This is a genomic window from Bartonella tribocorum CIP 105476 (assembly GCF_000196435.1).
GTDB classification, from domain to species: domain Bacteria; phylum Pseudomonadota; class Alphaproteobacteria; order Rhizobiales; family Rhizobiaceae; genus Bartonella; species Bartonella tribocorum.
Window position 1 is genome coordinate 1690129 of sequence record NC_010161.1, and the last position, 12609, is coordinate 1702737.

Genomic DNA, 12609 nt, shown 5'->3' on the forward strand with positions numbered 1-12609 from the left:
TGTAGCAAAAATAATTTGTTAAAAGTTTTTATACCATATCACTTTAAAATGCACATAACCAATTTAGCAGTTTAGGTCAATCATCCCCTTAAAAATCAAATAAACGATAAAAAAGTCTTGTCAATTTTCTTTTATTCTTTCTCTAAAGAGTTTTTTTCATAATATGATTCGTCTGCCAAAACCGCTCTCACCAATTGTGCATTAATTCTATGCCCACTACAATAAGAACGAAATAATCCAATAAAAGGGCCTCCGAGCAAAGCAGTATCACCAATCGCATCAAGCATCTTGTGCCGAACAAACTCATTTTCCCAATAAGGACCATCGGGATTTAAAATTTTGTCATTAAGACCAATAACAAGAGAATTTTCCAAAGAAGCACCTCTCGCCTTTCCAGAAAGTCGTAATTTTTCCACGTCTTTTATAAAACCAAAAGTGCGCGCACGTGACAAATCATCTCGAAATCCTCGTGTAGTAAAATCAAAACTGAAATGTTGCTTACCAATAGCAGCAGAAGGAAAAGAGATCGTTACATCAAAACGACGCCCATCAAATGGCAAAAACTCTGCAAAACCATGCGCTCCTTCAACCCGCAACGGCTTTTTTATAATGAAATAGGAACGCAATGCATTCTGCTGGACAAAGCCAGCATCTTCAAAAGCTTGGCAATATTGCCATGCTGAACCATCCAAAATAGGGATCTCATTATGCGACACTTCAATAACAAGATTGTCCAAATTATAAGCCGCAATAGCTGCCATCAAATGTTCAATTGTTTCAACCCTTAGCTCTCCATCTCCAAGCATGGTTGATAACTCGGTTTCTCCCGTTTGCGATACATGGGCCTGAAATATTTTCTCTGTTCCATCTAATCCACAACGCTTAAAAATAATACCACACCCAACATCAGCGGGACAAACCTTTACCACTGACAAACAGCCACTGTGAACGCCAATCCCCTTAAATGTCACTGCTTTTTTAAGAGTAGACTGATATTTTGGTAGCAAGTTCATCATATTATTTTATTATATTTTTTACGCCTTTTAACAAAGTTTATAAAACTATTATAAAAAATAGTCATAGTAAATAATAAAGAACCCGCTTATAATTAAGCGGGTTTGAAAAAGTAAAGTATTTTATCCAAAAAACAGTATATTTTATTGTATAATTTCTAATTTAGCATCAAAGATGATCATAATATTTCTTACTGCCTCATTTTTTATCAATTAATTTACCTGACGACGTAAAAATGCTGGTATTTCTAACTGATCTTCTTCACTGATAAAAGTACGCTGATCTTGTGGCACCTGAGGATGCAACTCACCAGAACGGCGTGGAACATAAACAGAAGCATCTTGAGAAAGCGCCTGAGAATTTTTATTGTAAACATGAGACTCTTGCTGCTGTGACGATCTCACAGCAGGTTCCAACCTTGCTTCTGGCTCTGCTTCCTCACGATGTGTCAAGCTCTGTTTCAAACGCTGCCAAAGATTACGAGGACTTTGATCAGTCACAGATGTTCTTTGACTTTGTCCATGAGCAACAGGAGGAAAATCCTTCAACTCAGGCATACGCATTGGTGCGCGCGTTTGCATCTGTTGCATTTGTTTTGGTTGCACTGGCTTTTCTTTTTGCTTCACGATCCCGGTCATCTCATCAAGAACATGCGCTGTTGCCTCCATGCTCACAGGAGCCGTCATAGCTTGTTGAGAACCTCGATTTACTTGCATACGTGGACCATTTGATATCTGATCCTGCACAGCATTTGAACCATAGGCAACAGTTTTTGTCGCACTGCGTGTCATCATTGCTTCTGCAGGTTGTGCAAAAATTTGACTTTTGGGACGAAACTGTTCTCCTGTTGGCTTCTCCTTTTCTATTTCAAGTGATTCAATAACTTCTACCATTGATTCAGAACGCAAGGGTGATGATTGAACATGAAAAGAACCGTGTGGCGTTCCAGGATCGTTCTTGCGTATTGAAGAGGTTGATCTTTGAAGCTGAGGCTGAGAAGACTGAATCACATCACTAACCTCACGATCAATACCGGTAGCAACCACGGATACACGAATAACCCCTTCCAATGACTCATCATCAATGGCCCCAAAGATCACATTCGCATCAGCATCCACTTCTTCACGAATACGATTAGCAGCTTCATCCACCTCGAAGAGAGTCATATCACGCCCCCCCGTAATAGAAATCAATAAACCACGTGCTCCACGCATAGAGGTATCATCCAACAATGGGTTGGCAATAGCAGCTTCAGCAGCAGCCAAAGCACGCCCTTCACCAGATGCTTCCCCCGTTCCCATCATAGCTCGGCCCATTTCATGCATAACAGAACGAACATCAGCAAAATCGAGGTTAATCAAGCCTTCTTTAATCATCAAATCTGTAATGGAAGCAACCCCAGAATAAAGCACTTGATCAGCCATAGCAAAAGCATCAGCAAATGTTGTCTTATCATTTGCAATACGGAAAAGATTTTGATTGGGAATAACAATCAATGTATCGACAGACTTTTGTAATTCTTCAATACCAGCCTCTGCCGTTTTCATACGACGAGCCCCTTCAAACTGAAAGGGCTTTGTCACAACACCAACAGTCAAAATACCTTTTTCACGCGCTGCGCGAGCAACAACGGGAGCAGCCCCTGTTCCAGTACCTCCCCCCATACCAGCAGTAATAAAAACCATATGAGAGTCTGCAAGATGATCGATAATTTCATCAATACATTCTTCTGCCGCCGCTTGTCCAACTTCTGGTAAAGCCCCAGCACCCAAACCTTCTGTCACAGCAGCACCAAGCTGGATAACACGTTCAGCTTTTGACATAGCCAAAGCCTGTGCATCCGTATTTGCAACAACAAAGTCAACTCCCTGAAGACCAGCATTAATCATATTATTCACGGCATTCCCGCCACCACCTCCAACACCAAAAACGGTAATGCGTGGCTTCAATTCCGCGATATCTGGCCGATGCAGATTAATCGTCATTTTCTTTTCCTTCTCATAAGACACCGCAAGCCAAAGCGATGAAATTTATCCAACTAGACTTAACTAAAAACTCTCACGCAACCACTGACCAACACGCTGAAAATACCCACGCGTGCCCATCGATAAATGATTTCCTGCCACCTGCATTGTTTTTTCTTCAAAACCCACCAATTGTGGATAAATTAACAACCCAACAGCAGATGTAAACGCCGCCCCTTTTGCAAGAGAAGGAAGCCTCGAAATACCTAAAGGCCGCCCGATACGAACATTTCTTCCTAATATAGTACGTGCCATTTCTGGCAATCCTGTTAACTGGCTTGCTCCCCCAGTCAAAATAACACGCTTGCCAATGATGTGACCAAAACCAGAACGATTTAAACAATCACGGACCATTTCTAAAATTTCTTCAATACGTGCACGAATGATGCGCCCAAGAATCGCGCGAGGATATTGAGTTTCACGTTGTTCACCCCCAATTTCCGCTACATTAATCATTTGCCGCTCATCAGCACTTGTTAAAAACGCTGAACCATAAACAACTTTTAAGCGTTCCGCCTCTGCTAAAGACATAGAGAATCCACGCGCAACATCAAGAGTGACATGATGTCCCCCAACAGCAAGAGCATCCGCATGGACAAATTTTCCCTCAAAAAACACTGAAAATGTTGTCGTTCCACCACCAAAATCAATACATGCTGCCCCCAAATGCGCCTCATCATTCATCAAAACAGCAAGGCCACTTGCAAAGGGAGTAGCAACCATTGCTTCAACACTCAAATGTGCACGATTAATACAAGTTTCTAAATTACGCAAAGAGGCTGTTTCCGCTGTTACCACATGCACATCGACACCAAATGTTTCCCCTGCCATTCCGACAGGATCAGAAATTCCTTTATCCCCATCCAAGACATAAGAGACTGGAACTGAGTGCATAACATGACGTTCAACATCAAAAGCTTTACGCGAAACATCTGCAAATGCCATACGCACGTCACGCTTAGTCACTTCACGACCACCCAAACGTACCATGCCATTAATAAGAGCACTTTGTAATCGACTTGAAGAAAAGTTGACAATTACTGAATCCACCACCAAACCAGCCATTTTTTCTGCCGCATCAACAGCCAAGCGTATTGATTGTTCTGCTGCAAACATATCTACCACTACACCAGATTTAATACCGCGTGAACGTTGTACGCCAAAACCTAGGATTTCCATAGAATGTGTACGACCATGTAAATAGTGCGTATGCTTTAAAGGACGCAAACAAGCAATAAGACAAACAATCTTACTTGAGCCGACATCAAGCACAGTTAAAAAACGTGTCTTGCGTCCCCCCACATGATGTGATCTGAGCAACATTATGGGTTTCCTGCCTTTCGTGCCTTTAAAATACGTTCTTCTTCTGCAACACCAGCATCATAACGCTCTAACGTTTCATCGGATAAAGAAACAGTAATTCGATCAGCAAGACGTAAATCAACACTGAGAATATCGCGCGATAAAAGATCTTGCATTGTACCAGACGAAACAAGAGAGGAAAGCCTTTCAAGAGCACCATTTTCAGGCAACATAACACGCATTCCATTATCCAAAACCAGATCCCAACGCCGATCACCCACCCGCACAAAAGCACGAACACGATCATACACTGGCCGATAGAATGACAGTGCTTGAATAAATCCTTTAGCTGCATTTTGCGCACCCTGCCCAACCACAAGAGGCAAATCCCGAACGTTTTCTCCTTTAAAGGGCACAATGACACGCCCTGTATTATCAACAATATCCATTGTGCTATCATGTTGCCAAATAGCATAAGGTTCACGCTCCACGATGGAAATGCGCATTCTATTGGGATAAATCTTCTGAACATTTGCCGATTGAACCCAAGCCTGTTTTTCCAAAATAGAACGTGCTCTTTCAACATCAAAAGTGAATATAGAGGGCGCAACATCAAGTTCTAAAATTTTCAAAATATCCTGCTTTGCTAAGCGCTTATTACCGCTTATATCGACATCAACGACCACAAAACCACTATCCGATATGATCGTGTTCACGATCACAGCCATCTGACCGCTTGATGAAAGTCCATAAAAAGCTGTAACAAAGAAAAACCATACAACAGAAAAAGTGCCGAAATGACGTGGAATATGAATATTGACCAAAACAAACTCAAACATAAACCGAAGAAAACGACGATAAAGACGTGGTAAAGCCGGCACTGAAAGCACCTCCATCGGAACATTTGTTTTATTAACATTCAACGCATACATGATGCGTCCTCCACCATCCATTGAACAATATCGCCGTAAGTACGGCCACTCGCTTTTGCAATATCAGGAAGAAGAGACGTCGATGTCATACCGGGTTGCGTATTAATTTCAAGCCAAACCAATTCTCCTGTTTTCTCATCAAAACGAAAATCAGAACGACTAACACCTCGACACCCTATCGCCTGATGGGCTGCTAAAGACATTCTTTGCACACTTTGGTAAATATTTAGTGAAAGTTTTGCAGGACAAATGTGAAGAGAACCACCTGTTTTATATTTTGAGTCATAATCGTAAAATGCAAAGTGTTGATCGGGAAGAATTTCGCACACGTCCAACACTTCATTCCCTAAAACAGCACAAGTCAATTCACGACCAGGAATATATTTTTCAACCATCACCTCATCTGCATATCCCCACTCAGATCCCCCGATATTATGCGGTGGTACAGCCTCATTTTCCTGAACAATAACAACACCAAAACTTGATCCTTCACACACAGGTTTAATCACATAAGGAGGCTCCATGGGATGCGTTTTCCCAATAGAAAAGCGGTTCATAATACGAGAAGGAGCAACACAAACCCCAGCATTTGCAGCAATAATTTTCGCACGCCCCTTATCCATGGCCAAAGCGGATGCCATCACACCAGAATGGGTATAAGGAATTTTTAAATATTCAAGAATCCCCTGAATCCGACCATCCTCACCAAATGGACCATGCAATGCATTGAAGGCAATATCGGGCTGCAACTGTTCAAGAACAGAAGCAATATGAGCGCCAACGTCCACACGGCTCACGCGATACCCCTGCTCCTCAAGAACATCAGCACAAGCCGCCCCTGAAGATAAACTGATAGACCGTTCAGAAGAAAAACCTCCCATTAACACAGCTATATGTTTATCTTTCATAATAAAATCACCCTCTTTTGCATACTATATCTAGTCTATATAGAAGACATCAGTACCACATACACGAAAAGCAAAGTTTATTCTTGCGAATCAATAACCTAGCATTTTGCATAATGAATCAGACTCAAAAGCCTGATGCAAGAGATTCTTTGTTAATTTATTGATTCTTAATGGTATTTTTTTATTATCTCTTTGAAATGACTCAATTTTTTATTGATACTTTTTTAGTGAACAAAAAATCAATGAAATGGATCAAAAGAAGCGACACTTCGACCTTGTTCAAATTGACCGATACGCTCTATTTCCCATTGTAAAAGATGAGCTGAATGCGCAAAAACACGCGCCCGCACTGTTTCTCCCAAAGCTTCAAGATCATATCCTGTTGCTTGCCCTGTATTAATCATAAAATTACAGTGCATTTCACTCATTTGAGCGCCACCAATCTGTAAACCACGACACCCTGCTTCATCAATCACGCGCCACGCGGATGTATCTTTAGGATTTTTGAAAGTTGATCCCCCTGTCTTTTCGCGAATAGGTTGCACTGTTTCTCTGTGGAGAGCAACTTCATCCATAGCAGCACGAATGGCATCTTTATTACCGGGTTCTCCTTCCAATAAAGCTGCCGTAAAAATAAAATCTTCAGGAATATCACAATGGCGATAGGAATAATGCATATCTTTCAAACTCAAGATATGACGTTGTCCTTTACGATCCAACGCATAGACTTCAACAACACGCGCTGCGGTTTCAACACCATTCGCACCCGCATTCATTTTAAGAGCGCCGCCAAGACCACCAGGAATACCATGATAAAAATGAAACCCCGCAATTTCTGCCTTTAACGCGGCAGCAGCTAAATGTTTATCCGCCGTACCAGCGCCAACTAAAAAGCCTTTTGAAGAAACTTGCTGCACTTGCCCAAAATTTTTTGGTGAAAGACGAATCACAACCCCAGGAACGCCCCCATCACGCACCAGAAGATTAGAGCCGATACCGACAATTGTTACAGGAACACATTCAGGCAAATTGTGAAGAAAGAGAGCCAAATCTTCTTCATCAACAGGCTGATAAAAAAGCTCTGCCAACCCACCCGTGCGAAACCATGTTACCTTACGCATCTCAACATTAGGGGTAAGCTTGCCTCTGATATTACCCAACAGCGGTTGCAATTGCGCCAATAGCGCCTCACCATCAATGTGCTGAAAATTTATCATAACCATCAAGTCCCGACAACCGATGAGGCAACGCACAAGCCCATTGTGTGATATTGCCAGCACCAAGAAAAACAACATAATCCTCTGCCTGAGCAAATTTTGAGACAAGAGACACAACATCTTCCAGATCGTGTATCAAGCGCACATCACGATGACCAGCCATTTTTATATGCTCTACCAATTCTTGCGAACCAAACCCTACAATAGGCTCTTCACCAGCCGCATAAACAGGAGTAATCAACACTGTATCTGCATCATTAAAACAAGCAGCAAAATCATCAAATAAATGATACAAACGCGAATAACGATGAGGTTGTGCAATTGCAATGACACGCCCTTTTGCACTCTCACGTGCCGCACGCAAAACAGCCTTTATTTCAACAGGGTGATGTCCATAATCATCAAATATTTCAATACCACGCCAACTTCCTGTTCGCGTAAAACGCCGTTTTACGCCACCAAATTCCGCTAAGCCCTTCTTGATCAATTCATTTGAAATGCCAAGTTCATGCGCAATAGCTATCGCTGCTGTTGCATTGGCAACATTATGCTGTCCTGCCATGGGTAAAAGCAAATTTTTCAACTCAATCTTTCTTCCTGTCTTGCGTGAACGAACAAGAACATCAAAATGCGTTTTTTGACCATCTCTCGAAAGATTAAGAAAACGAACATCCGCTTGTGGATTTGCACCATAAGTAATCACCCAACGGTCATCAATACGACCCGCCAATGACTGAACCTCTGGATGATCAACGCACAAAACAGCAAAACCATAAAAAGGAACATTTTCCACGAATTGCCGAAAAGCTGTGCGAACAGCATCAAAGCTCCCATAATGATCCAAATGCTCAGCATCAATATTGGTCACAACAGCAATATCAGCAGGAAGCTTTAAAAATGTACCATCACTTTCATCAGCTTCAACAATCATCCAATCTCCCTCTCCTGTACGAGAATTCGTACCATAAGCATTAATAATACCACCATTAATCACCACCGGATCAAAATGACCAGCATCAAGAAGTGCTGCGACCATTGATGTGGTCGTTGTTTTACCATGTGTCCCCCCTACGGCAATTGCACGCCGAAAGCGCATCAGCTCTGCCAACATTTCTGCACGTCTAACAAGCGGCAAATGTCTTTCTTTTGCAGCAATATACTCAGGATTTGTTTTTTTAACGGCAGTAGAAAAAACAACAACCTCTGCATTTCCTAAATTTTCAGCATAATGACCGATATGAACATTAATTCCTTTTCTCCGCAAACGTTCAACATTGGCACTCTCAACTTGATCGGACCCTTGAACTTTATAGCCGAGATTATAAAAAACCTCCGCAATTCCACTCATACCAATCCCCCCAATTCCAATAAAATGGATAACACCTATATCAAGTGGCATTTTCATCAAAAAGCTCCTCTTTTATATCTGACAACAATCGTCCTGCAATCAAGGCTTCAGCCATATCAGCAAGGCAACGGGTTGCATAAGGTTGCCCAACTTTTTTTGCAGCAAGCGCTTGTTTTTCCAATAAATGGGGTGCACAACAAGCTTGCGTTAAAAGAGCAGCAAGTTTTTGTGCGCTCAAATCCTTTTCTGATATAATTTGCGCACCACCCACACGTGCAAGAAGAGCAGCATTTTCTGCTTGATCATAATCTAAAGCATAAGGATAAGGAATAAGCAAAGCAGGTCTACCAATCACTGCTATTTCACAAACCGATGAAGCCCCAGCACGTGACAAAATAAAATGGGCATGTGCCATCCGTTCAGCCATATCATCAAAGAAAGGAGCAACCTCAGCTTGTACACCCATATCACGATAGATTTTGATCAACCCCGCAGCATCACCACGAACTTGCTGTACAATTCGTAAGCGTTTACGGTTCTGATCATCGAGCAAAGCGACCGCTTCTGGAACAATATGTGAAAAAAAAGAAGCTCCTTGGCTACCCCCAAAAACCAAAAAATTAAATGGCTCTTCCCCCACAGGAGAATGATAAGGAATTTCAGCCGCCTTCAACACAGCCTCACGCACAGGATTTCCCGTTAAAAGTGTTTTATGAGCATAAGCACCTTTTGGCGACAACAAACCACCAGCGATGGCACGCACAAAAATTGCCAATACCCGATTGGCACGCCCCATAACAGCATTTTGCTCATGAATAAATGTTACACGCCGCATTAAGACTGCAATAAAAAGAGGAGGAAAACTCGGATATCCTCCAAAACCACCAACAAGAACAGGACGTAATTTATAAAATAACCTCAACGATTGTCCCATACCCTTAAGCAAAGACAAAATTGTTTTTATCAAAGCAAAAGGATGGCACCGTGTAAATGTTGCCGATGAAACGATATGTGTATGCTCTTCATCAAAGCGCCGTACAAAAGATCGCGCTCTTTCATCGGTTATCAAATGAACATCATATCCACGCTGCCTTAATTCAACAGCAAGTGCTTCAGCAGGGAAAAGATGTCCACCTGTCCCACCCGCCGCTAAAACAATAACTTTTTTATCATTCATGAAGAGGTATCCAAAACAGAAGAAGGAAAAGCTGAAAGACGCGCTTCTGGCCAACGACGTGTTAAACTAAGTAAAATTCCCATTGAAAACGCAATGGCTACCATTGATGAACCACCATAAGAAATAAATGGCAATGTCATGCCTTTGGGAGGGATTAAGTGAAGATTAACAGCCATATTAATCGCTGATTGAAAACCAATCATCATGGCTATGCCCGTAATACCAAGACGTATAAAGGAATCACGTGTATTCATGGCTATATACAATGAACGCATAACGATAAAGGCAAAAAGCATCATAATGAACAGACAAAGAATAATCCCATATTCTTCAGCAGCCACAGAAAATACAAAATCTGTATGGCTATCAGGAATAATACGTTTTACTGTTCCCTCTCCAGGACCTCGCCCAAACCAACCACCATTCAAAATAGCCTCACGCCCTACATCCACTTGAAAGGTATCTCCTTCCCCTGTCAAAAAACCATTGATACGATCACGCACATGAGGCAGAAAAAGATAAGCGAAAACAATTCCTACAGCACCTAAAATGAGAAAGAAAAAAATAACCGTAAGAGGCACACCAGCAATAAAAAACAGCCCCCCCCATGTTGCACTTATTAAAATTGTTTGTCCAATATCAGGCTGTAAAACCAGAAGAACACAACAAAGAGCATAAAGAAGAGTTGCTAATATGTAACCCGGAATTCCTCTCCTACGTATCTGTTCTGAAAACAGCCAAGCAGACACCACCACAAAAGCTGGTTTCATAAACTCTGATGCTTGTACAGAAAAACCAAAGAGCAAAATCCACCGCCGGGCTCCCTTTAATTCAGGCCCCCAAAATAAGGTTGCAACCATAAGAGCAAGCGTTACAATAAGTAAAAGAGCACATAAACGACGAATATTAGGAAGCGAAAAAAAAGAAATGGTAACCATCGTAAAAAATGCTGCAATGCTAAAAATGATATGCCAGCGAACAAAATAAAAACTATCAGCAATTCCGATTTTTTTTGCAATAGTGGGGCTGGCAGCAAAAGACAGCATAATGCCAATCCCCATTAAAATTAAACAAGCTGCAAAAATAGAGCGATCAATCGTCCACCACCAATTCGCAATGGGATCTCTGTCGGCACGCGTAACCATTTATATTCACCTTATCCGTTTTATAAATTGTCTCAAAGTGATAAGGTTCCCAACCTGTTTAACAAACACTTTAAAAATGAAATTACACAAAAAAAGATTCTGGAGTCTTAACGCAAAAATATTTTTTTATAATTGATGCTTCTTTTTATTGTAACTGCATCACCAAAGAAACAAATGCTTCGCCCCGCACTTCATAATTTTTAAATTGGTCATAACTTGCACAAGCAGGAGACAAAAGAACGACCACCTCCTTTGCCTTGCAATGCATTGCGTCAATGGTCGCTTCACGCACCGCATTTTCTAAAGTTAAGCTCATAGAAAAAGGAAGAGCAGAACCAATGATACGAGCAAATTCTTCCGCTGCACTCCCAATTAAATAGGCTTTACGGATTTTAGGAAAAAATTCTCTAAGAGACTCAATTCCTCCCTTTTTTGCCTGTCCCCCAACAATCCAAAAAATGTCATTAAAGGCGCAAAGCGCAGGTGCTGTTGCATCGGCATTCGTCGCCTTGCTATCATTGATAAACAAAATCGTCCCCATTTTACGGACCTGCTGCATACGGTGGGGCAATCCTTTGTAGCTTGCCAAATGCTTGTTTAGAGAGCGATCGGTTATTTTTAAAGCCTGCAAAGCTGCCAATGCCATAAGAGCATTTTGCGCATTATGATCTCCGCGCAAAGTAGCCACCGACGCGAGATTTGCAAGCATATGTCGTTCTCCTTGACGAACAGAAAAGAGCTTGGTCCCCTCTGCATAAAAACCGTTTTCAACAAAATGATCTTTGGAAATTGCCTCAATTTTATGCCCCTCGTGAAGCAACTGTTGGTACAAAATCTCACAAGCGGCATCATCAACTGAAATAAAAGCCTGAGAAGCCTGAGCAACCAGCTGCTTTTTGGTTTGTACATAACGGGCAAAACTCCCATGGCGATCAATATGATCAGGGGTCAAATTCAATAAAAGTCCAATGGTTGGCTGAAGAGAGGGAGCAAGATCAATTTGAAACGATGAACATTCAATCACATAAATACGTTTTTTAGCAAAGGGCTCAAGCGTTAATATTGCCTGTCCAATATTTCCCCCTACCTGCACATCATAGCCCATTTTTTCCAATAAATGCGCAAGCAAAGCCGTTGTTGTTGACTTTCCATTCGTCCCCGTAATCGCAATGAAAGGAATATCTTGGTCACAAAAATCATAATGCTGTAAAAAATGATGGCGCGCACGAACAAATAATTCAATATCACCGATAATTTCTATATTTTCTTTTCGTGCTTTTTCAACAACCCAATGAGGCTTTGGATATATTAAAGGAACACCAGGAGCAAGAACCAATGCAACAAATTCTGACCAGTCCTCATTGTGAAGATCTCTTGTTGGAATATTTTTCTCAAAAGCTTCTTGCACGCTCGCAGGATGATCATCCCATGCTACCACTTCTGCACCGCCACGCATCAACGCTTGTGCCGTTGCTAATCCAGACATCCCTAATCCAAACAGAGCAACTTTTTTCCCCTTATAACACGCAACAGAAATCAAAA

Annotated in this window: 10 protein-coding genes; all 10 read right to left on the reverse strand. The window is 41.6% G+C overall.

Going from position 1 to position 12609, the window contains the following annotated elements; genetic code table 11:
- Window positions 1-131: 131 nt before the first annotated feature.
- Window positions 132-1016, reverse strand: a complete 885-nt coding sequence (gene lpxC, locus BTR_RS07575; protein ID WP_012232049.1) for a UDP-3-O-acyl-N-acetylglucosamine deacetylase — start codon at window positions 1014-1016, stop codon at window positions 132-134.
- A gap of 210 nt (window positions 1017-1226) precedes the next feature.
- Window positions 1227-2999 (reverse strand): cell division protein FtsZ, encoded by a 1773-nt coding sequence (ftsZ, locus tag BTR_RS07580; protein ID WP_012232050.1) that lies wholly within the window; start codon window positions 2997-2999, stop codon window positions 1227-1229.
- A gap of 63 nt (window positions 3000-3062) precedes the next feature.
- A complete protein-coding gene (gene ftsA / locus BTR_RS07585) occupies window positions 3063-4361 on the reverse strand; it encodes a cell division protein FtsA (RefSeq protein ID WP_012232051.1) in 1299 nt (432 codons plus the stop codon).
- Window positions 4361-5272: a cell division protein FtsQ/DivIB gene (locus tag BTR_RS07590; RefSeq protein WP_012232052.1), complete on the reverse strand. Its 912-nt coding sequence runs from the start codon at window positions 5270-5272 to the stop codon at window positions 4361-4363. The genes ftsA and BTR_RS07590 overlap by 1 nt, the downstream gene beginning before the upstream one ends.
- Window positions 5260-6180 (reverse strand): D-alanine--D-alanine ligase, encoded by a 921-nt coding sequence (locus BTR_RS07595; protein WP_012232053.1) that lies wholly within the window; start codon window positions 6178-6180, stop codon window positions 5260-5262. Before BTR_RS07595 ends, BTR_RS07590 begins: the two co-directional genes overlap by 13 nt.
- 239 nt (window positions 6181-6419) lie before the next feature.
- A complete protein-coding gene (gene murB / locus BTR_RS07600; RefSeq protein ID WP_038474629.1) occupies window positions 6420-7397 on the reverse strand; it encodes a UDP-N-acetylmuramate dehydrogenase in 978 nt (325 codons plus the stop codon).
- The gene (gene murC / locus BTR_RS07605; RefSeq protein WP_012232055.1) at window positions 7375-8802 is read right to left on the reverse strand and encodes a UDP-N-acetylmuramate--L-alanine ligase; all 1428 of its coding nucleotides are present in this window, start codon (window positions 8800-8802) and stop codon (window positions 7375-7377) included. The genes murB and murC overlap by 23 nt, the downstream gene beginning before the upstream one ends.
- Window positions 8786-9922 (reverse strand): undecaprenyldiphospho-muramoylpentapeptide beta-N-acetylglucosaminyltransferase, encoded by a 1137-nt coding sequence (gene murG, locus BTR_RS07610; protein WP_012232056.1) that lies wholly within the window; start codon window positions 9920-9922, stop codon window positions 8786-8788. Before murG ends, murC begins: the two co-directional genes overlap by 17 nt.
- The gene (locus BTR_RS07615) at window positions 9919-11067 is read right to left on the reverse strand and encodes an FtsW/RodA/SpoVE family cell cycle protein (RefSeq protein ID WP_012232057.1); all 1149 of its coding nucleotides are present in this window, start codon (window positions 11065-11067) and stop codon (window positions 9919-9921) included. Before BTR_RS07615 ends, murG begins: the two co-directional genes overlap by 4 nt.
- A gap of 145 nt (window positions 11068-11212) precedes the next feature.
- On the reverse strand, window positions 11213-12607 hold the full coding sequence (murD, locus tag BTR_RS07620; protein WP_012232058.1) for a UDP-N-acetylmuramoyl-L-alanine--D-glutamate ligase: 1395 nt from the start codon (window positions 12605-12607) through the stop codon (window positions 11213-11215).
- Window positions 12608-12609 lie beyond the last annotated feature (2 nt).

What these genes read in the sequence shown, in the direction of transcription:
- lpxC (WP_012232049.1), bottom strand. Translation starts at nt 1,016, where the DNA reads ATGATGAACTTGCTACCAAAATATCAGTCTACTCTTAAAAAAGCAGTG.
- ftsZ (WP_012232050.1), bottom strand. Translation starts at nt 2,999, where the DNA reads ATGACGATTAATCTGCATCGGCCAGATATCGCGGAATTGAAGCCACGC.
- ftsA (WP_012232051.1), bottom strand. Translation starts at nt 4,361, where the DNA reads ATGTTGCTCAGATCACATCATGTGGGGGGACGCAAGACACGTTTTTTA.
- BTR_RS07590 (WP_012232052.1), bottom strand. Translation starts at nt 5,272, where the DNA reads ATGTATGCGTTGAATGTTAATAAAACAAATGTTCCGATGGAGGTGCTT.
- BTR_RS07595 (WP_012232053.1), bottom strand. Translation starts at nt 6,180, where the DNA reads ATGAAAGATAAACATATAGCTGTGTTAATGGGAGGTTTTTCTTCTGAA.
- murB (WP_038474629.1), bottom strand. Translation starts at nt 7,397, where the DNA reads ATGATAAATTTTCAGCACATTGATGGTGAGGCGCTATTGGCGCAATTG.
- murC (WP_012232055.1), bottom strand. Translation starts at nt 8,802, where the DNA reads ATGAAAATGCCACTTGATATAGGTGTTATCCATTTTATTGGAATTGGG.
- murG (WP_012232056.1), bottom strand. Translation starts at nt 9,922, where the DNA reads ATGAATGATAAAAAAGTTATTGTTTTAGCGGCGGGTGGGACAGGTGGA.
- BTR_RS07615 (WP_012232057.1), bottom strand. Translation starts at nt 11,067, where the DNA reads ATGGTTACGCGTGCCGACAGAGATCCCATTGCGAATTGGTGGTGGACG.